We start from the raw sequence: 21,065 nt of genomic DNA, 5'->3' as shown, positions 1-21,065 counted from the left end.
AGGTATTTCAACAATAAGAAAAAGGACTCTTCATGATTACTGGTTCACCTCGCTTCAAACCTCTCACCGCAGGCTCCTTGCTGCTGCTGTCAGTGGCGGCCCACGGGCAGTACATCGAAGCCGGCAAAGTCGGCGACCCCGGCAGTTGGCGCACCGCCGAGTTCCAGAGCGACTGGGGCCTGGACCGGATGAAAGCCAACGAGGCCTATGCGAGCGGCATCACCGGCAGTGGCGTGAAGATCGGCGCCCTGGACTCGGGTTTCGACCCCAACCATCCCGAAGCCTCAAAAGACCGCTATCACGCGGTCACCGCCAGCGGCACCTACGTCGATGGCAGCCCCTTCACGACCACCGGCGCGCTCAACCCAAACAATGACTCCCACGGCACCCACGTGACCGGCACCATGGGCGCGGCCCGCGATGGCGTGGGCATGCACGGCGTGGCGTACAACGCGCAGATCTACGTCGGCAACACCAACGCCAATGACAGTTTCCTGTTCGGCCCCACGCCAGACCCCAAGTACTTCAAGGCGGTGTACAGCGCGCTGGTGGATTCCGGCGTGCGCGCGATCAATAACAGTTGGGGTAGCCAACCCAAGGATGTCAGCTACCAGACCATTGGCGACCTGCACGCTGCCTATGCCCAGCACTACAACCAGAACACCTGGCTGGATGCCGCTGCGGAGGTGGCCAAGGCCGGGGTGATCAACGTGTTCAGTGCTGGCAACAGCGGCTACGCCAACGCCAGCGTGCGTTCGGCCTTGCCTTATTTCCAGCCGGAGCTGGAAGGCCACTGGCTGGCGGTATCGGGCCTGGACAAGGCGAACAACCAGAAATACAACCAGTGCGGCATCGCCAAGTACTGGTGCATTTCCACCCCCGGGGCGTTGATCAACAGCACCATTCCCGATGGCGGTTATGGGGTGAAATCCGGCACCTCGATGTCGGCGCCCCATGCCACCGGCGCACTGGCGCTGGTGATGGAACGCTATCCATACCTGAACAACGAACAGGCCTTGCAGGTGCTGTTGACCACGGCCACCCAGCTCAATGGCGCGGTCACCGATGCACCGACCACTCAGGTCGGCTGGGGCGTGCCGGACCTTGGCCGAGCAATGCACGGGCCCGGGCAATTGCTCGGGCCGATGAATGTCACGTTGGCGGCCGGGCAGGGCGATGTGTGGAGCAATGCGATCTCCGACAAGGCGCTGATCCAGCGTCAGGCCGAAGACAGCGCCGAAACCCTGGCCTGGCAGCAAACCCTGCGCGACAAGGGCTGGGAGAACGGCGTGGGCGCCGGCGCGAGTCAGCAGGACCAGACGGACTATGCCGTTGGCACTGCCCGTGCGGCAGCCGCGGCCCAGCGTATCTACGAAGGCAGCCTGACCAAATCCGGTGCGGGCAGCCTGATCCTGGCGGGCGAAAACACCTACCGTGGCCCGACCACCGTGAATGGCGGCCGGTTGGCGGTGAATGGCTCGCTGACGTCCGCGGTGACGGTCAATGACAGCGGCACGTTGGGCGGCTCCGGTCGCATCGTGGCGTTACAGGTCAATAGCGGCGGCACCGTGGCGCCGGGCAACTCCGTGGGCACCCTGCAAGTGGCCGGGGATGTGAACCTCGCCGCCGGCTCCACCTATGCGGTCGAACTCACCCCCACCACCAGCGACCGGATTGTCGCCACGGGCAAGGCAATCCTCGGCGGCGGCACCGTGACCCTGGCCCTGGAAAACAGCCCGACCCTGCTCAGCCTGCAACAGGCGGAAAGCCTGGTGGGGCGCCAGTACAACATCCTCCAGGCGGCTGGCGGGATCCAGGGCCAGTTCGGTGCCGTGTTGCCCAACTACCTGTTCCTCGGCGGCACCCTCGACTATGCCGCCAACGGTGTGCAACTGGGCATTGCCCGCAGTGATGCGAGTTTCGCCAGTGTCGGTGCCACTCGTAACCAGCGTTCGGTGGCGGCGGCCGCCGAGCAGTTGGGCGCCGGTAATCCGGTGTACGAAAGCATCCTGCGGTCAGACTCGGCAGCCACGGCGCAGTCGGGTTTCCAGCAGCTGTCGGGAGAAATCTACCCGGCCATCGGCACAATGCTGATCAATGACAGCCGCCAGGTACGCGATGCCGTGGGCGAGCGCCTGCGCCATACGCCGGTTACCGGTGAGAGCAACGTGTGGGTCAAGGCGCTCGGCAGTTGGGGCAAGACCGACAGCCGCAGCGACACGGCAGGCTACACCAGCTCACTGGGCGGCATGCTGGCCGGTGTCGACGGCGCGCTGGACGAGCAGACCCGTGCCGGTCTCGTGGCCGGTTACAGCGACAGCTCGCTGAACATGGGCAGCGGCACGCATTCATCGGCGTCCATCGACAGCTACCACCTCGGCGCCTACGCCGGGCATGAGCTGGGCAATTGGCGCTTGAGCGTCGGCGGTGCCTACAGCTGGCATCGCGGCGACGTGAAACGCGACTTGCAGTACGGCGAAGTCAGCGGCAAGCAGAAGACCAAGCTGGATGCGCGCAGTGCCCAGGTATTTACCGAAGCGGCCTACCGTTTGAACGTGTCCTCGGTGGCGCTGGAGCCGTTCGCCAACCTGGCTTACGTGCATCTGGACAACGAGCGCTTTCACGAGAAAGGCGACGCCGCCGCGCTGGAGCGTGGCAGCGATAGCCGCGATGCAGTGCTGAGCACCCTGGGCCTGCGGGCGGCAAAAACCTTCCCCCTCAATGACCGCCAGCAACTGGACGTTTCCGGCTCGCTGGGCTGGCAGCACAGCCTGAGTGCCGTTGAATCCGAAGAGCACCTGGCGTTTGTCGCCGGAGGGCCGTCGTTTGCGGTGCAAAGCTCGCCGTTGATGCGCGACGCGGCATTGGTGGGCGTGCAGGCGAGCTTGGCGTTGAGCAAAAGCACACGGGTCAACTTCGACTACACCGGCCAATTGGCTGGCCGGGAAAAAATCCAGGGTGTGGGTTTGAGCCTGAACTGGCAGTTCTGAGCAAGATCCTGAGGTCGAAAGAGGTCAACTGTGGGAGCGGGCTTGCTCGCGAATGCGGTGTGTCAATCGACGCACCTGTAGCTGAGCCACCGCATTCGCGAGCAAGCCCGCTCCCACATTGGGTCGGCGACGCTTGGGAGAAACGTGATTTATACAAGTGCAATAAAAACTAAGGAAGGTCACCGTGAAAAAAACAAAACGAGGGTTTCAATCCGCCATCCCAACAGGCCCGGGCTACCCGCTCAAGGCCCTGAGCTGCGTGCCATACGGCGCGTTGCTGTGTTGCCTGGCCAGCCTGGGTACCGCCCAGGCCGCACCCTACGTGGAAACCGGAAAACTGGGAGATGCTGCCAGTTGGCGCAGCAATGAATTCAAGGCCGATTGGGGCCTGGGCGCCGTGCATGCAGACGCCGCCTACGCCGCCGGCTACACCGGCAAGGGTGTGAAGCTGGGGATCTTCGACCAGCCGGTGTATGCCCAGCATCCGGAATTCGCCAGCCCCGGCAAAGTGGTCACGCTCGTGACCGAAGGCATTCGCCAATACACCGACCCGTATATCCCGGTGAAAGCCGGGGACGCGTTTCGCTACGACGGCACGCCTTCCCTGGGTTCCAACGGCAAGCTCGGCAATCACGGCACCCACGTAGGCGGGATCGCCGCGGGTAACCGCGACGGCGGGCCAATGCACGGCGTGGCGTTCGATGCGCAGATCATCAGCGCCGAAAACGGTGACCCGGGCCCCGAAGACGGGATCATCCTGGGCAACGACGGTGCGGTCTACAAAGCCGGTTGGGACGCGCTGGTGGCCAGCGGCGCACGCATTATCAACAACAGCTGGGGCATCGGCATTGGTGACCAGTACGCCAAGGGCGGCCGAGATCCGGCATTCCCCAACTTCACGGTCAATGAAGCCCAGGCGCAGTTCAATAACATTCGGCCGATCCTTGGGACGATCGCAGGTGGCGCTTATCAGGGCGCCATTGATGCGGCCCGCAGCGGCGTGCTGACGATCTTTGCCGCCGGCAACGACTACAACCGCAACAACCCGGATGCGATCTCGGGCCTGGCGTACTTCGTGCCGGAGATTGCACCCAACTGGCTGTCGGTGGCGGCCTTGCAACAGAATCCCGACACCGCCAGTTCCGATCCTTACGTGATCAGTACGTTTTCCTCGCGCTGCGGGTATGCCGCCAGCTTCTGCGTCGCGGCCCCCGGCACCAAGATCTACAGTTCGGTGATCAACGGCACCTCCCTGGAAAACCTGACCACCGACTACGCCAATTTCAACGGCACCTCCATGGCCGCGCCGCATGTGGCCGGCAGTGCAGCGGTGTTGATGGAGCGCTTCCCGTACATGAGCGGCGACCAGATCTCCACGCTGCTGAAAACCACCGCGACCGACCTCGGCGCACCGGGCATCGACTCGCTGTACGGTTGGGGCATGATCAACCTGGGCAAGGCCATCAACGGCCCGGGGATGTTTGTGACGGCTGAGGATATCCCGGCGGAGTTTCGTATCGACGGCGCCTACGGCTCCGGCCAGTTTGTCGCGGACCTGCCAGGGATTGGCGCCGTGGTGGATGCCGGCAAACCGACCCAGCGCACGTGCACCGATGTGCATTGCGGGCTGGATGTGTGGAGCAACGATATCTCCGGGCATGGCGGCCTGACCAAGCAGGGCATTGGCGCGCTGGTACTGACCGGCACCAACACCTACAGCGGCCCGACCCTGGTCAACCAAGGGTTGCTGGCGATCAATGGCTCGATCACCTCCGACGTTACCGTCAGCAGCAGCGGCGTAGTGGGCGGTTCCGGGCGCATTGGTTCGCTGACAGCGAACAGCGGCGGTACCGTGGCGCCGGGCAACTCCATCGGCACCCTGAACGTGGCCGGGGATGTGAACTTCGCGGCGGGCTCTACCTATGCGGTGGAGTTGTCGGCCACCAACAGTGATCGCATCGTCGCCGGTGGCAAGGCCACCCTCAGCGGCGGCACGGTGACCCTGGCCCTGGAAAACAGCCCGACGCTGCTGACCCAGACCCAGGCCGAAAGCCTGATCGGTCGCCAATACAACATCCTGCAGGCTGCGGGCGGGATTACCGGCAGCTTCGGTTCGGTGCTGCCCAACTATCTGTTTATCGGCGGTACCCTGAACTACGCCGCCAACGGCGTGCAGCTGGATGTGGGGCGCAATGCCAACACCTTTGCCAGTGTGGCCGCCACCCCGAACCAACGTTCGGTGGCCGCTGCTGCCGAGCAGTTGGGCGCGGGCAACGCCGTGTACGAAAGCCTGTTGCTGGCGCCGAATGCGGCTTCGGCCCAGGGTGCATTCCAGCAGCTGTCCGGGGAAATCTACCCGGCGCTGGAAACCGCGTTGGTCAATGACAACCGCTACCTGCGTGAAGCCGTGGGCGAGCGTTTGCAGCAAGGGCAAATGGGCGCATCGAGCCAGACCGTCGACAGCCGTGGCAACGTCTGGGTCAAGGCGTTGGGCGCCTGGGGCAAGACCAACAGCGGCAGCGATACGGCGGGCTACACCACGTCCATCGGCGGCATGCTGGCGGGTGTGGACGGCGCGTTGGATGAAGACACCCGTGTAGGCCTGGTGGCAGGGTACAGCGACACGTCGCTGAACATGGGCAGCGACACCCATTCCCGGGCATCGGTGGACAGCTATCACCTGGGTGCGTATGCCGGGCATGAAATCGGTGCCTTGCGCTTGAGCGGTGGTGCGACCTACAGCTGGCACCGCGCCGATGTGAAGCGCGAGCTGCAATACGGTGAAGTCGCCGGCAAGCAGAAAGCCAAGGTGGATGCCCGCAGTACCCAGGTGTTTACCGAGGCGGCGTATCGCCTGAACCTGCAACCCCTGGCCCTGGAACCGTTCGCCAACCTGGCGTACGTGCATCTGGATGCCGATGGGTTTACCGAGAAGGGTGATGCGGCGGCCTTGAAGGGCCGGGATGACAGCCGCGATGTGGTGTTGAGTACCCTGGGTGCTCGAGCGCTGAAAACCTTGAATATCAATGACCATCAGCAACTGGAGCTTTCCGGCACCCTGGGTTGGCAGCACAACCTGAGCAGCGTCGATTCCGAGCGGCACCTGGCGTTTGCCTCGGGCGGCCCTTCGTTCACTGTGGAGAGTTCGTCGATGGTGCGTGATGCGGCATTGGTGGGGGCGCGGGTCAGCCTGGCGCTGAGCAAGGATGCGAAGGTGAATCTGGATTACAACGGCCTGCTGGCCAGCAAGGAGAAAGTCCATGGGGTGGGTTTGAGCCTGGACTGGGCTTTCTAAACACTGCGGTTCGAAATGTGGGAGCGGGCTTGCTCGCGAAAGCGGTGGATCAGTCGGTGGATGGGTTGACTGATCCACCGCTTTCGCGAGCAAGCCCGCTCCCACATTGATCCGGTTCCAATCGTCCATTTGTGCAGATTCGGCTTTCTCGACAATTCCAACAAAAGAGAGGCAATACCATGGGTGTTTTCGACTATAAGAACCTCGGCACCGAGGGCTCCAAAGCGTTGTTCGCCGATGCCATGGCGATCACGCTGTACTCCTATCACAATCTGGACAACGGCTTTGCCGTGGGTTACCAGCACAACGGTTTTGGCCTGGGGCTACCCGCCACTCTGGTGGGGGCGCTGCTGGGCAGCACCGATTCACAGGGGGTGATTCCGGGCATTCCCTGGAACCCGGATTCGGAAAAAGCCGCCCTCGAGGCGGTCAACAAGGCCGGCTGGACGCCCATCAGCGCCAGTACCCTGGGCTACGGCGGCAAGGTGGACGCCCGGGGCACGTTCTTCGGTGAAAAGCCCGGCTACACCACAGCGCAGGTGGAAGTGCTGGGCAAGTACGATGGCGACGGCAAGCTGCTGGAAATCGGCATTGGTTTTCGCGGGACTTCGGGGCCTCGGGAAACCTTGATCAGCGACTCCATCGGCGATCTGGTCAGTGACCTGCTGGCGGCGCTGGGGCCCAAGGACTACGCGAAAAACTACGCCGGCGAAGCCTTTGGCACCTTGCTCAAGGATGTCGCGGCGTATGCCGGCAGTCATGGCCTGACGGGCAAGGACGTGGTGGTCAGCGGTCATAGCCTGGGTGGCCTGGCGGTCAACAGCATGGCCGATCTGAGCGGCAATAAATGGGCGGGGTTCTACAAGGACTCCAACTATGTGGCTTATGCCTCGCCAACCCAGAGTGCCGGCGACAAGGTGCTGAACATCGGTTATGAAAACGACCCGGTGTTTCGCGCGCTGGACGGCTCGTCGTTCAACTTCTCGTCACTGGGCGTGCACGACAAGCCCCATGAGTCGACCACGGACAATATCGTCAGCTTCAACGATCACTACGCGTCGACGCTGTGGAATGTCCTGCCGTTTTCCATCGTCAATGTTCCCACCTGGCTTTCTCATTTGCCCACCGGGTATGGGGATGGCATGACGCGGGTCCTGGACTCGCAGTTCTACGACCTGACCAGCCGGGACTCGACGATTATCGTGGCCAACCTGTCGGACCCGGCCCGGGCCAATACCTGGGTGCAGGACCTCAACCGCAATGCCGAGCCGCACAAGGGCAACACGTTCATCATCGGCAGTGATGGCGATGACCTGATCCAGGGTGGCAAGGGTGTGGATTTCATCGAGGGCGGCAAGGGCAATGACACTATTCGCGACAACAGCGGGCATAACACCTTTCTGTTCGGCGGGCAGTTTGGGCAGGACCGGGTGATTGGTTATCAGCCGACCGACAAGCTGGTGTTCCGGGACGTGGAGGGCAGTGCGGACTGGCGTGACCACGCCAAGGTGGTGGGGGGCGATACCGTGCTGAGTTTTGGCGCGGACTCGGTGACGCTGGTTGGCGTTGGGCTCGCCGGGGTTTGGGGCGATGGGGTTTCCATCGGCTAAGTAGCGCCACGGATTGATCGTTCCCACGCTCTGCGTGGGAACGCCGCCCCGGACGCTCTGCGTCCAACGGCCAACCCACGGTTCATGTCTTGCGCAGTGGTGACGCGGAGCGTCACGGGATGCATTCCCACGTAGAACGTGGGAACGATCATTGCAAAGAAACGATCATGGCAAAGAAAAGTGGGAGCCGACGGGCTCCCACTTTTTATTTCTCCTTCATCACGGTCGCGACGTCATCGGCCTTGACGCGAATATGCTTGCCGGCGATGTCGGTGAATTCGTAGAAGCCATCGGCCGTTTTCGCGTTGGGCACGTCCTTGGTCAGGTATTGCGTGCCGTTCTGCAACGTCACCACCGTCTGCGTGGAGCAACCGGCCAATACCAGCAACGTGAACATACCCACCGCCAGACCCAAATTCTTCATGCTCATAACCCTTACCCTGATCCTTCGAAAACCCCGCACCTGAGCGGTCGGGGGAGACTCATTTAATGTGGCTGACAGCCATCTGATCATTATTACGCAAAAAGTTGCGTGTGCCTTTGATCTATTACTGATTGCAACAGTCGGTCAGGGACGGCACTCTGTATGCATAAACAGTGGTTGATCCAGTGCCTGAAATGTCCAATCCCCTAGAAGATCCGCTCTATTACCTGCATAACTTCCGCCAAGTACTCGCCTGGCTGGGGCAGCGTTATGCCGATTTGCTGGCCCCGGACGAAGAGCATTTCATTCAGCAATTTGACAGCTTGCCGCAGGCTTCCCAGGCGTTACTGGTACGCATGGTGATGCGCAAGGGCGCGCATTTCCGGGCGGGCAAGCTCAACTATGTCGAGATCGGCGCGGTGCACGAGGCGGTCGTGCCTTTGCTGGAACAGGGTTGGGTGACGGACCAATGCCTGTTGTCGTTTGGCGAGCTGTTCGGCCTGTTGCAGAAAGCGGAAATCCTGGCGGCGTTCAAACCCTGGATCGAGCAACCCAAGGCCAGGAAGGCGGACTGGCTGGAAACGCTGTCAACGCAGTTTTGTGAACTGCGTCACTTCCAGCACTGGTGCCCGGACCTGGCCGATCGGCTTTACAGCCTCACCGTGATGGAACTGTGCGACCGCCTGCGCCTGATGTTCTTCGGTAATCTCTATCAGGACTGGTCGGAATTTGTGCTGGCGGACCTGGGGATCTTTACCTACGAGAAAGTCGAATTCTGCGCCGAATCCCGCGGTTTGCGCAGCCGTGACGATGTGCACGGCTTCCTGTTCCTGCATCAGTGCCAGCAGGCCTTTGAAGCGGGCGAGGCACTCGATGGCGTGCTGGAACAAATCGCTACCTTGCACACCGACAACCCCTGGCTGGAGAAACGTCGGGCCAAGCTGTTGTTCCAGGTGGGCCAGTATTGTGAGCGCAGCGCCGAGTTGGCCCTGGCGGAAGCTATCTACCGGGGCTGCACCTATCCCGGCGCACGGGCGCGGCTGATCCGGGTGCTGGAGCGCCAGGAGGATTTTGCCCAGGCGATGGGGCTGGCCCGGGAGGCGCAACAGGCCCCGGAAAGCGCTGCCGAACAGCAGCACTTGCTGCGCGTGATACCCAGGCTGCGACGCAAGCTCGGCGAGCCGGCGCTGCCCAAGGCAAAACCCCGCGAGATCGTGCGCCTGGACCTCGAACTGCCGGCTCCGGAACCGATGATGTCGGTGGAGTATTGCGTACAGGCGCACCTCAGCGACCATGGTGCACCCGTGCATTACGTCGAGAACAGCCTGATCAATTCGCTGTTTGGCCTGCTGTGCTGGCCGGCGATTTTCGCGCCGTTGCCGGGGTCGTTTTTCCACCCGTTCCAGCGCGGGCCGGTAGACCTGCACAGCGAGGATTTTCATCAGCGGCGTGCCGAGCTGTTCGCCGAGTGCCTGGGCCAACTGGACGGTGAGCGCTACAAGCACACCATTCGCCAGCGTTATGTAGACAAATGGGGCATCCAGTCATCCTTCGTGTTCTGGAACGTGCTCAGCGAAGAACTGCTCGATCAGGCCCTCGACTGCCTGCCAGCGGCGCACCTGCGCCACTGGTTCGAACGCCTGCTGCTGGATATCCGCGCCAACCGCGCCGGCATGCCCGACCTGATCCAGTTCTGGCCCGAAGAAAAAACCTACCGCATGATCGAAGTCAAAGGCCCCGGTGATCGCCTGCAGGACAACCAGCTGCGCTGGCTGGAGTTCTGCGGCGAACACCAGATGCCCGTCACTGTGTGTTATGTGCGCTGGGCGGGGCAGGCCGCTTGAGCTACAGCGTCGCGGTGCGTGCATTATGTGAATTCACCGCCAAGGTCGGCGACCTCGACCTGCGTTTTACCCCGTCTCCCAGTGCCCAGGAAGGGATTGTCGGCCACCGCACCGTGGCCTCGCGGCGCAGCGCCCATTACCAGAATGAAGTCGCGCTGGAGGGCGAATACCAGCAGTTGAAAGTCCGGGGCAGGGCGGATGGCTACGACCCGGACCGCAACCAGCTGGAAGAGGTGAAAACCTATCGCGGCGACCTGGACAAACAACCGGCCAACCACCGGCAACTGCACTGGGCCCAGGTCAAGGTCTACGGCTGGTTGATGTGCCAGAAGCTCGGGTTGTCGGAGATTGTCCTGGCGCTGGTGTACTTCGACATTGTCGGCGAGCACGAGACGCTGCTCAGCCAACGGTTTCAGGCTGATGACCTGCAGGCATTCTTCGTGCAGCAATGCGCCCTGTTCCTCGGCTGGGCCGAACAGGAAATGCACCAGCGCGAAGCCCGCAATGCCGCAGCGGTTGCCCTGGGCTTTCCCCATGCGGCGTTTCGCCCGGGCCAGCGCGCCCTGGCGGAAACGGTCTACAAGGCGGTCAGCACCGGCCGCTGCCTGATGGCCCAGGCGCCTACCGGAATTGGCAAGACCGTCGGCACGATTTTCCCGATGCTCAAGGCCATGGCGCCACAACAGCTGGACAAGGTGTTCTTCCTGACCGCCAAGACCCCGGGCCGCAAACTCGCGCTGGATGCGGCGCAGGTGCTGTATGACAGCAGCCCCGATCTGCCATTGCGGGTGCTGGAGCTGGTGGCGCGGGACAAGGCCTGCGAACACCTGGACAAAGCCTGCCATGGCGACTCCTGCCCACTGGCGAAGGGGTTCTATGACCGCTTGCCGACGGCCCGCGAAGCTGCTTCCCGCGTGCGCCTGCTGGACCAGCGTAACCTGCGGGAAGTCGCCTTGGCCCATGACGTCTGCCCCTATTACCTGAGCCAGGAAATGGCACGCTGGGCCGACGTGGTGGTCGCCGACTACAACTATTACTTCGACTTCGGCGCCATGCTGTTCGGCCTGGCCCAGCTCAACCAGTGGCGCGTCGCGGTGCTGGTGGACGAAGCCCACAACCTGGTGGAGCGTGGCCGCTCGATGTACAGCGCGGCCCTCGACCAGTACACGCTCAAGACCCTGCGCGAGATCGCACCCGAGCGGCTGAAAAAGCCGCTCCAGCGCCTGAACCGTGAGTGGAATGCCCTGCACAAGGAGCAAGTGGCGCCTTATCAGGCCTACGCCCAGAAACCCGACAAACTGCTGCAGGCGCTGAGCCTGTGCACCAGCGCCATGGGTGAATATTTCAACGACCATCCCGAAGCACTCAATGGCGAACTGCAAGCCTTCTACTTCGAGGCCTTGCAGTTTGCCAAGGTCGCCGAGCTGTTCAACGAACACTTCATTTTCGACATCAGCAAACGCGAACTCAGCGGCAAGCGCAGTTCATCGAACCTGTGCCTGCGCAACGTGGTGCCCGCCGAATTCATTCGGCCCCGGCTGACGGCGGCCCGCAGCAGCGTGCTGTTTTCCGCAACCCTGAGCCCACGGCACTACTACGCGGACTTGCTGGGAATGCCGCCCGACACGGCCTGGGTGGATGTGGAATCACCGTTCAAGGCCGAGCAGCTGCGGGTGCATATCGTCGACCGGATCTCCACCCGGTTTGTGCATCGCCAGGCGTCCCTGGAGCCCATCGTCGAGCTGATTGCAGCGCAGTTTGCCCAGGCGCCGGGCAACTACCTGGCGTTTTTCAGCAGTTTTGATTATCTGCAGCAAGTGGCGCATTTGCTTGCCGAGCGGCACCCGCACATCCCGCTGTGGCAGCAATCACGGGGCATGGCCGAGGCGCAGCGCCAGGGGTTTCTCGACCAGTTCACCCAGCACAGCCAGGGCATCGGTTTCGCCGTGCTCGGCGGTGCATTCGGCGAAGGCATCGACCTGCCGGGCACCCGCCTGATTGGCGCGTTTATCGCCACCCTGGGCCTGGCGCAACTCAACCCGGTGAACGAGCAGCTCAAGCTGCGGATGGGCGCGATTTTCGGCGCCGGTTATGACTACACCTACCTTTATCCGGGCATCCAGAAGGTGGTGCAAGCCGCGGGCCGGGTGATCCGCAGCCAGCAGGACCGAGGGGTGGTAATGCTGATTGATGACCGGTTTGGCGAAGCGCGGGTGCGGCAGTTATTGCCGCGCTGGTGGTCGATCACTCTATGAACACAAGAGCCCCAAACTACAACGAGACACTGCACAGTTGCTGGCTCAAGAGCCACAAACGTTCGGCGTGCTCCGGGTCGACAGCCCAGGGTCTTACTCCGTTGCGCCGGGTGTCATCCTGCGACGGCGTGGCCACATCGCAATCTTCGCAGTAGAGTCCGCCCATGCCCTCCAGTTGCGGGCTGACAGCGCACCACACCGAGGTCGCGGCGCCTTGCTCGGGGCTCTTGTAGTGACTGGCGCGGCGGATATTGCCGTGCTCATCCAGTGCGCCGACGAATGCCAGGTCGTCCTTGTCCAGATAACGGATCAAGTCGGTGAGGATTTCCCCCGGGTGCACGGAAAATGCGCGCACACCCTCCGCTTTACCTCGTCGGTCCAGTGCTACCGCGAACAGTGCGTTGGCGGTTTTTGATTGGCCGTAGGCGAGCCACTTGTCATAGGGGCGGTGTTCAAATTGCGGGTCATCGAAATGCACAGGGCTGAGACGATGGCCGAGGGATGATACCGAAACCACTCGTGCGCCATTAGCCTCACGCAGCGCCGGCCACAACCGCGCGGTTAGCTGGAAGTGGCCCAGGTGGTTGGTGGCGAACTGCGCTTCGAAACCTCGCGTATCCCGTTGCAGTGGTGTGGCCATGATTCCGGCGCTATTGATCAGAAGGTTCAATTCCCGGTCGCTGGCGAGGAAGTTTTCGGCAAAACGGTCGATGGAAATCGGGTCGAGTAAATCCAGGCTGGCGTGTTCAACACCGATGATGCCCGAGAGGTTGCGTTCGGCCTTTTCAGGATCCCGCGCGGGAACGATCACCTGCGCACCCGCGTCGACCAACACGCGAACCGTTTCCAGGCCAATGCCGGAGTAGCCACCGGTGACAATCACCGTCTTGCCTCGCAAATCGCTGCCCGCCAAGGCTTGCTGGGCGGTAGTGCCGGCATCGAAGCCGCTGCCAATTGGGGTTTGTTTGTCAGCCATGAAAGATCTCCTTATGGGAGGCCTAGAGTCTCTCGCTGGAGCCCGGACGCGGAATGCCCTAGAGTCCGTGTTTCTGTCGCGATCGTCCGGAGCTTTTATGGATACCCTTTCCGATGTGCTGGCACTGTTAAAAAGCCATCGCTCGACCTTCGCCGGCCTGAAGGCTGGGGGCACCTGGGTCATTGACTTTGCGGCGCCGGATGGCATCAAGTTCAACGCGGTGGTGGAGGGCAGTTGCTGGCTGGAAGTGGAAGGGCTGGCAGTACCGATACGCTTGTATGAGGGAGATTGTTTCCTGTTGACCCAGGCACGCCCGTGGAGGCTGTCCAGCAATCTGTGCCCTGAAGGACTCGATGCACGTGAGGTGTATGCCGATGCGGTGGGAGGCATCGCCACGGTGGGTGCCACGGTGGATCTGTTCTTGATCGGCGGACGATTTATCTACGGGGATGACGCCCGGTTGTTGCTGGACAGCCTGCCGCCGGTGTTGCGGGTGAGTGCCAACTCCGAACAGGCCGCCGTGTTGCGTTGGTGCCTGGATCGCCTGGCCCGGGAATACGCCAGCCCGTTGCAGGGAGCGGCGCTGATGACCGAGCATTTGGCGCAAATGATGCTGGTGCAAATCCTGCGGCTCTATCAATCTTCCATGGGCACCCATACCACAGGCTGGCTGGGAGCCTTGACGGATCCAAGGCTGGCCCCGGTGCTGCGGGAAATTCACGCAGCGCCCGCCCGGCGCTGGACATTGAGTGAAATGGCCGGCGTGGCGAGTCAATCCCGCTCCACCTTCGCCTTGCACTTCAAGCAACGGGTAGGGCTGGCACCGCAGGAATACCTGACCCGCTGGCGTATGCACCTGGCGGTACAGGCCTTGAAAGCCAGCGACAACAGCGTGTCCACGATCGGCCAGTCCCTGGGTTATCAGTCAGACAGCGCTTTCAGCAATGCTTTCAAGCGCGTGATGGCTTGTTCTCCCCGGGAATACCGCGAGCGAACCCCACACAAGGAACCCAGTGATGAGCGAAACCCAGCAGCAGAAGGTCAAGGTCAACGGCATTGAGTTGAACGTGCACATCGCCGGCCCCGAGAGCGGCCCGCCGGTGTGGTTGCTGCATGGGTTTCCCGAGTGCTGGCACTCCTGGCGCGAGCAGATTCCGGCGCTGGTGGCCCAGGGTTATCGGGTGTTTGTCCCGGAAATGCGCGGCTATGGACAATCCAGCGCGCCGCCGGAAGTGGCCGACTATGACCTGCTGACCCTGTGCGCCGATATCCAGGGCGCCATGGACCTGTTCGGGCATCGCCGGGTCGTCATGATTGGCCATGACTGGGGCGCCGTGGTGGCCTGGCACCTGGCGTTGCTCGAGCCAGAGCGCGTCAGCCAGTTGGTGACGATGTCGGTACCGTTCGCCGGACGCTCCCGCAGGCCGGTGATCGAGATTATGCGCGAGCTGTACGCCGATCGCTTCAATTACATCCTGTACTTCCAGGCCCCGGGCGTGGCTGAAAAGGAACTGGATGCCGATATCGAGCGGACATTACGGCTGTTCATGCAGGACCAGGACGTTTTCCTGCAGAAGAAACCCGCCAGCGCGAAGCTGCTGGAAGGTGTGCCGCTGCCCGGTAAGCTCCCGGCCTGGTGCAGCCAGCAGGACCTCGACGTGTATGTTCAGACCTTCGCCAATGACGGCTTTCGCGGCCCGTTGAACTGGTACCGCAACTTCGAACGCAACTGGCAGCGCACCGAGTTCCTCGCCGGCAGGCAGGTGCTGCAACCGACGCTGTTCCTGATCGGCGACCGCGACCCGGTCGGCGTGTTCGAAGCCCACACCCTCAAGCGCATGCCCGACGTCGTGCCGAACCTGCAACAAAGCGTCCTGGCCAACTGCGGCCACTGGATTCAGAACGAGCAGGGGCCCAAGGTCAACGAACTGCTGATCGGGTTTCTAAGGCGAACGTGAACGTCGCGCCGCGTCCTGGCACATCGATCAGGCGGATTTCCTGACCGTGCAGTTGCAGGATCCGGTGCACGATGCGCAAGCCCAGGCCGCCATCGCGTCGAGCCCCGCCAATGGTGAAGGCGCGCAGGAACAGACCTTCGCGCAGATCCGCCGAAATCCCGGGGCCGCTGTCGCTCACCGTGACTTCAACAAAACCGGACTTGGGGGCCAGGGTCACTTCAACTTCGCCATTGGGCGGGGTATGGCACAGGGCGTTATCCAGCAGGTTGGTGAGTACCCGTTCGATCAGGCCCAGGTCGGCCAATACGGTTGGCACCACCGGCGGCAGGCTGGCGGTGAGGGTGATCGCCCGGGCTTCCGCGGTCAGTTCGAACTTCTGGAAAATGTCCTGCACCAGGTCGGGTAACGAAAAGCCTTCGATGACCGGCTGCACAAACCCGTGTTCCAGGCGTACCAGTTCCAGCAGCGACTGGGCCAACCCGCCGACCTTGCGGCTCTGGTCGAGGGCGATGCCCAGGTAACGCCGGCGTTCCTGCGGGGTCAGGCTGGCGTCTTTCAGGGACAGGGTTTCCAGGTAGCCATGCAAGGAGGCCAGCGGTGTGCGCAGGTCATGGGAAATATTCGCGACCATCTCCCGGCGTTCCTGCTCTTGGTGGGTGATGGCGCGCCACTGTTCACCCAGGCGGTTCTCCATCTGCACGAAGGCGTGGTCGAGCACGGCGATTTCATCCTGGCTGGCAACCTCGGGCGCCACGGCCTGCGGGACTTTCGGTGCGCCGTTGATGTCGAACTGGCCGACCTTCTCGGTCAGTTGCCGCAAGGGCCGGGTGATCCAGGCGAACGCGGTCAAACCCGCGAGCAAGCACAACAATGCCACCAGGGCGATGGACCACAGGGCGATGTTCAGTGCCATGCCGGTGGCATCCCGGGCGTCGAACACATCATGGGCTTCGCCCAGCAGCACCACATACAGGTAGCCGGCCTGCTGGCCGTTGACCCGCAGCGGCGCGGCGCTGAACACCTTGAGGCCGTCGACGCTGCGTGGGTCGTCGCCGAGGATCGGCAGCATCGCGCCGCTAAGGAAACGGCGCACCGGCTCCAGGTTGACTTGGTCGCGGCGCAGGTGGCCGCTGGGCGCAGCGTTGCCGACCACACGCCCGTTAATGTCCAGCAGGTACACCTCGACACTCGGGTTTACCAGCATCAACTGGCTGAACAGGTTGCGCACCGCGTCCGGCTTGAGACCGTCGGCGTCCATCAACTGCGTATCCCGGGCGATGTGCGCGGCGAGGTCGCGGGACAGGCCTTGCACCACTTCCAGTTCATGCATGTGGTTGGAGCGCACTTGCAGCCAGGCCGACGTGCCGCTGCAAATCAGCAGCAACAGCGCGAACACCAGGGACAGGCGCTGGGTAAGGGTCAGCCTCATGCCGATTGCTCGGCAAACTTGTAGCCACGGCCCCACACCGTGAGGATGCGCGCCGGGTTGGCCGGATCGGCCTCGACCTTGGCCCGCAGGCGGTTGATATGGGTATTGACGGTGTGTTCGTAACCTTCGTGGCTGTAGCCCCACACGGCGTTGAGCAGGTCCATGCGCGAGAATACCTTGCCCGGTTGGCGGGCGAAAAAGTACAGCAGGTCGAATTCCCGGGGCGTGAGGTCCAGCCGCTGGCCTTGCAGGGTGGCGTCACGGGTCAGCGGGTTGATGAACAACTGGCCGAGGTCGAGGCTGCCGGCGTCCATCTTCAAGTTGCGCGCCATGGCGTCGACCCGGCGCAGCAGCGCCTTGACCCGCGCCACCAGCTCCGGCATGGAAAACGGCTTGGCCAGGTAGTCATCCGCCCCCAGTTCCAGGCCGAGGATGCGATGCAGCTCGCTGGAGCGGGCACTGGTGATAATGATCGGCGTGTAGCGCGTCATTGCCCGGGCCCGCCGGCAGATCTCCAGGCCGTCGACGCCGGGCAGCATCAGGTCAAGGATCAACGCATCCCAGCCGCCTTGCTCCAGCAGGCGCAGGCCTTCGTCACCATCGGCACTGTGAACCACCTCGAACTGCTCGTCCCGCAGGTGCAGGCAGATCAAATCGGCAATATGGGCATCGTCCTCGACCACCAGGACACGTTTGGGCTGATCCATTGATAAAAACCTGTCTTCTTGATTCGCGCATTGTGCGGCTTTTGCAACAGTGTAGTTATCACGAATTGTTTAACTCTGCGTGAGGATTCCGCGACCACCCCGGGCCTAACCTTACTCATCGCAACGGCAAAAGTACGCCCCCCTCATTGTGGCGAGGGAGCTTGCTCCCGCTGGGTCGCGCAGCGGCCCCAAAAAAGCCGGGAGCGCTGCGCACTCCAGCGGGAGCAAGCTCCCTCGCCACAGTTTGTTTATCAGCCATAGGGGCTTCGCCAGCCATCCGCACTTGTGTGAGGAGCAACTCATGTATTCACGTCGACAGATCCTGCTCGCCGGCGGCGGCCTCGGCCTCGCAGTCATCGCCGGTGGCCTGCTGCAAAAAATCAACGCCGGCCCCGCCCTGATCGCCGAAGCCGAAGCCGCCGAACATTTCGAAGTCAGCCACACCGACGCCGAATGGCGCACCCTGCTGACCGCCGAGCAGTACGCGATCCTGCGGGAGGAGGGCACCGAACGCCCCTACAGCAGCGCCCTCAACAGTGAACACCGCAACGGCACCTTCGCCTGCGCCGGTTGCGCGTTGCCCCTGTACGCCTCAGCCACCAAATTCGAAAGCCACACCGGCTGGCCCAGCTTCTGGCAACCCCTGGAAAACGCCGTGGCCAGCCACGTCGACACCTCCTTCGGCGTGGTACGCAAGGAAATCCACTGCCGCCGCTGCGGCGGTCATCAGGGCCACGTGTTCGATGACGGCCCGGCACCCACCGGCCTGCGCTACTGCATGAACGGCGCAGCCATGACGTTCACCGCGACTTAATTCAATGTCTTCCTATAAGGGTCTACCCCATGTGGCTTTTGGTTCTCGCATATCTGGGCGGCGTGCTGACGATTGTCAGTCCCTGCATCCTGCCGGTTCTGCCTTTTGTCTTCGCTCGCACCGGGCAGCCGTTTTTGCGCAGTGGCTTGCCGCTGCTGCTGGGGATGGCGATGACCTTCGCCCTGGTCGCCTCGCTCGCGGCGGTGGGCGGCGGTTGGGTGGTGCAAGTCAATCAGTACGGTCGCTGGCTCGCGTTGCTGTTTGTTGCGCTATTCGGGCTGACGCTGCTGCTGCCAAGCCTGTCCGAGCGCCTGACCCGGCCGCTGGTGGCCGCGGGCAGTCGCCTGTCGGAAGCCGCCGGGGCCGATTCGCGGCCGCGTCCGGGCGCATCGTTCCTGATCGGCGTGGCCACCGGGTTGCTGTGGGCGCCGTGCGCCGGGCCCATCCTCGGGCTGGTGCTGACGGGCGCCGCGCTGCAGGGCGCCAGTATCGGCACTACCTTGCTCTTGCTGGCCTACGCGGCAGGGGCTGCCACCTCCCTGGCCTTGGCGCTGCTGGTCGGCGGTAAAGTCTTCGGTTTCATGAAGCGTTCGCTGGGCGCTGGTGAATGGCTGCGTCGTGGTCTCGGCGCCCTGATGTTGGCCGGTGTGGCGGCCATCGCCCTGGGCCTGGACACCGGGATCCTGGCGCGCCTGTCGACGGCGTCAACCGGTGGCCTGGAACAAAGCCTGGTGGAGAAACTCAGCGCCAAGCCTGAACAGAAGAGCGGGGCGATGATGGCCGGCGGCGCGATGATGGCCGCCAACCACAGTGACACGCTGCCAGTGGAAGGCCAGTTGCCGCCGCTGGACGGTGCCGTGCAATGGCTCAACTCCGAGCCACTGACTGCCGAGGCGTTGAAAGGCAAGGTGGTGCTGGTGGATTTCTGGACCTACTCCTGCATCAACTGCCTGCGCACCTTGCCGTACGTCAAGGCCTGGGCCGAGAAATACCGCGACCAGGGCCTGGTGGTGATCGGTGTGCACGCTCCGGAATTCGCCTTCGAACGCGACGTGAACAACGTCACCAAGGCCATGAAGGACCTGGGCATCACTTACCCGGTGGCCATCGACAACAACTACAAGATCTGGCGCGCCTTCAACAACCAGTACTGGCCGGCGCATTACTTTGCCGATGCCAAGGGCCAGATCCGCTATCACCATTTTGGCGAGGGTGACTACGCCGAGTCCGAGCGAGTGATCCAGCAACTGCTGCGTGAGGCGGGCGCTACCAAGGTGGCGGGCGGCTTGATCGAAGCCGATGCCAAGGGCATCCAGGCCGCACCGGACATGAACGAAGTGCAGTCGCCGGAAACCTACCTGGGCTTCCAGCGCGCCGAGAACTTCGTGACCACCGGCACCCTGGGCACCGACAAGGTGGTGAACTACCCGGCAGCCGGCAACCTGGCCTTGAATAACTGGACCCTGGAAGGCCAATGGAACGTCGGCGGCCAGCAAGCCACCCTCGCAGCGGCCAACGGCAAGATCGTCTACCGCTTCCACGCCCGTGACCTGCACCTGGTGCTGGGCCCGGGCGCCGATGGCAAGCCGGTGCGCTTCAAGGTCAGCATCGACGGCCAGGCGCCGGGGGATTCCCACGGCACCGACGTCGCGCCGGATGGCAGCGGCACCGTGACCGAACAACGCTTGTATCAACTGGTGCGCCAGCCGGGCGCGGTCAAGGACCGGACCTTCACCATCGAGTTCCTGGACCCGCAAGTGGCGGCCTATGCCTTCACCTTCGGCTAACCCATAGCGAAATTTTGCATGGTTAACCCGATCAATGTAGGAGCTGGCTTGTCGGGTCGCCGCATCGCTGCGATAGCGATGTTGAATTCACCACCTCAATCGCAGGCAAGCCAGCTCCCACAGTTGACCGCATTTATCCTGATGTTTCGGAGTGACTGAGATGAAACTGCTTAAGTACTTACCGGCCCTGGCGTTCGCCGCCTTTGTCGGCCACAGCTCGGCGTTCTCCTTCGGCCCGTCCGACGACGCCGTGGCCATCGCGCCGCCGGCCATGGACCTGCCGGCAGACGCGAACAACCTGCAAACCGCGGTCTTCGCCGGCGGCTGCTTCTGGGGCGTGCAGGGTGTGTTCCAGCATGTGCAAGGGGTGAAAAACGCCGTCTCCGGCTATGACGGCGGCGCGGCGAGCACCGCGCAGTACGAAAGCGTCAGCGGCGGCGACACCGGCCACGCCGAGTCCGTCGCCGTGACCTACGACCCGAGCAAGGTCAGCTACGGCAAGCTGCTGCAGATCTACTTCTCGGTCGCCCACAACCCCACGGAACTCAACCGCCAGGGCCCGGACAGCGGCACCCAGTACCGCTCGGCGATCTTTGCCCAGAACGCCGAACAGCAAAAAGTCGCCCAGGCCTACATCGCCCAACTCGACGCCGCGAAAGCCTTCGACAAGCCGATCGTGACCAAGATCGAGATGGGCAAAGCCTTCTACCCGGCGGAGTCCTATCACCAGGACTTCCTGACCGAAAACCCGTCGTACCCCTACATCGTGATCAACGACCTGCCAAAGGTGGCCCAGCTGAAAAAATTGTTCCCTGAGCAGTACCGCGCAGAACCGGTACTGGTGAAAAACCAGTAGACCTATGATCGTTCCCACTCTCGACGATCGACGATCGTTCCCACGCTCTGCGTGGGAACGCCGCCAGGGCGCTCTGCGTCCGCTCTTGAAGTCGTGACGCGGAGCGTCACCGGATTCATT

Annotated in this window: 14 protein-coding genes; 10 read left to right on the top strand and 4 right to left on the bottom strand. The window is 62.8% G+C overall.

Features of this window, described 5'->3' with window-relative positions; translation table 11 throughout:
- Positions 1 to 32 precede the first annotated feature (32 nt).
- From HX821_RS24705 to HX821_RS24695, 3 genes are all read left to right on the top strand, one after another.
- Positions 33 to 2,990 (top strand): autotransporter serine protease, encoded by a 2,958-nt coding sequence (locus HX821_RS24705; RefSeq protein ID WP_177036640.1) that lies wholly within the window; start codon positions 33 to 35, stop codon positions 2,988 to 2,990.
- A gap of 184 nt (positions 2,991 to 3,174) precedes the next feature.
- Positions 3,175 to 6,285, top strand: coding sequence for an autotransporter serine protease (locus tag HX821_RS24700; RefSeq protein WP_177036638.1), 3,111 nt, complete (start codon positions 3,175 to 3,177; stop codon positions 6,283 to 6,285).
- A gap of 179 nt (positions 6,286 to 6,464) precedes the next feature.
- Positions 6,465 to 7,895: a lipase gene (locus tag HX821_RS24695; RefSeq protein ID WP_177036636.1), complete on the top strand. Its 1,431-nt coding sequence runs from the start codon at positions 6,465 to 6,467 to the stop codon at positions 7,893 to 7,895.
- Between the two features lie 205 nt (positions 7,896 to 8,100).
- On the opposite strand, the gene HX821_RS24690 is transcribed toward HX821_RS24695, so the two are convergent.
- The gene (locus HX821_RS24690) at positions 8,101 to 8,325 is read right to left on the bottom strand and encodes a YgdI/YgdR family lipoprotein (RefSeq protein ID WP_102369114.1); all 225 of its coding nucleotides are present in this window, start codon (positions 8,323 to 8,325) and stop codon (positions 8,101 to 8,103) included.
- Between the two features lie 188 nt (positions 8,326 to 8,513).
- On the opposite strand from HX821_RS24690, the gene HX821_RS24685 reads away from it, so the two are divergent.
- Together HX821_RS24685 and HX821_RS24680 are read left to right on the top strand one after the other, a co-directional pair.
- Positions 8,514 to 10,163, top strand: a complete 1,650-nt coding sequence (locus tag HX821_RS24685) for a VRR-NUC domain-containing protein (protein WP_177036634.1) — start codon at positions 8,514 to 8,516, stop codon at positions 10,161 to 10,163.
- On the top strand, positions 10,160 to 12,418 hold the full coding sequence (locus tag HX821_RS24680) for an ATP-dependent DNA helicase (RefSeq protein ID WP_177036632.1): 2,259 nt from the start codon (positions 10,160 to 10,162) through the stop codon (positions 12,416 to 12,418). The genes HX821_RS24685 and HX821_RS24680 overlap by 4 nt, the downstream gene beginning before the upstream one ends.
- Positions 12,419 to 12,434: 16 nt before the next feature.
- Here the strand turns inward: HX821_RS24680 and HX821_RS24675 are convergent, their stop codons facing one another.
- Positions 12,435 to 13,394, bottom strand: coding sequence for an SDR family NAD(P)-dependent oxidoreductase (locus tag HX821_RS24675; RefSeq protein ID WP_177036630.1), 960 nt, complete (start codon positions 13,392 to 13,394; stop codon positions 12,435 to 12,437).
- A gap of 97 nt (positions 13,395 to 13,491) precedes the next feature.
- Between HX821_RS24675 and HX821_RS24670 the strand changes: the two genes are divergently transcribed.
- Positions 13,492 to 14,454 (top strand): AraC family transcriptional regulator, encoded by a 963-nt coding sequence (locus HX821_RS24670; protein ID WP_177036628.1) that lies wholly within the window; start codon positions 13,492 to 13,494, stop codon positions 14,452 to 14,454.
- Complete coding sequence (locus tag HX821_RS24665; RefSeq protein WP_177036626.1) at positions 14,411 to 15,352, top strand: alpha/beta fold hydrolase; 942 nt, start codon at positions 14,411 to 14,413, stop codon at positions 15,350 to 15,352. Before HX821_RS24670 ends, HX821_RS24665 begins: the two co-directional genes overlap by 44 nt.
- Here HX821_RS24665 and HX821_RS24660 read toward each other — a convergent pair.
- Positions 15,315 to 16,781 carry a HAMP domain-containing sensor histidine kinase gene (locus HX821_RS24660; RefSeq protein ID WP_177036624.1) on the bottom strand — a complete coding sequence of 489 codons (1,467 nt, stop codon included), beginning with the start codon at positions 16,779 to 16,781 and terminating at the stop codon, positions 15,315 to 15,317. The two genes, HX821_RS24665 and HX821_RS24660, sit on opposite strands and share 38 nt — an antisense overlap.
- Complete coding sequence (locus HX821_RS24655) at positions 16,778 to 17,488, bottom strand: response regulator transcription factor (protein WP_003217086.1); 711 nt, start codon at positions 17,486 to 17,488, stop codon at positions 16,778 to 16,780. Before HX821_RS24655 ends, HX821_RS24660 begins: the two co-directional genes overlap by 4 nt.
- Before the next feature lie 301 nt (positions 17,489 to 17,789).
- Between HX821_RS24655 and msrB the strand changes: the two genes are divergently transcribed.
- The 3 genes from msrB to msrA all read left to right on the top strand — a co-directional run bounded on the left by msrB (position 17,790) and on the right by msrA (position 20,945).
- Complete coding sequence (msrB, locus tag HX821_RS24650) at positions 17,790 to 18,302, top strand: peptide-methionine (R)-S-oxide reductase MsrB (RefSeq protein WP_003217084.1); 513 nt, start codon at positions 17,790 to 17,792, stop codon at positions 18,300 to 18,302.
- 29 nt (positions 18,303 to 18,331) lie between these two features.
- Positions 18,332 to 20,089, top strand: coding sequence for a cytochrome c biogenesis protein DipZ (locus HX821_RS24645; protein ID WP_177036623.1), 1,758 nt, complete (start codon positions 18,332 to 18,334; stop codon positions 20,087 to 20,089).
- A gap of 160 nt (positions 20,090 to 20,249) precedes the next feature.
- Complete coding sequence (msrA, locus tag HX821_RS24640; protein WP_008433754.1) at positions 20,250 to 20,945, top strand: peptide-methionine (S)-S-oxide reductase MsrA; 696 nt, start codon at positions 20,250 to 20,252, stop codon at positions 20,943 to 20,945.
- The last annotated feature ends 120 nt before the right edge of the window (positions 20,946 to 21,065 follow it).

Source organism: Pseudomonas sp. B6001, from assembly GCF_013386015.1.
Classification (GTDB): Bacteria; Pseudomonadota; Gammaproteobacteria; order Pseudomonadales; family Pseudomonadaceae; genus Aquipseudomonas.
This window is presented reverse-complemented; position numbering and strand designations above follow the sequence as displayed.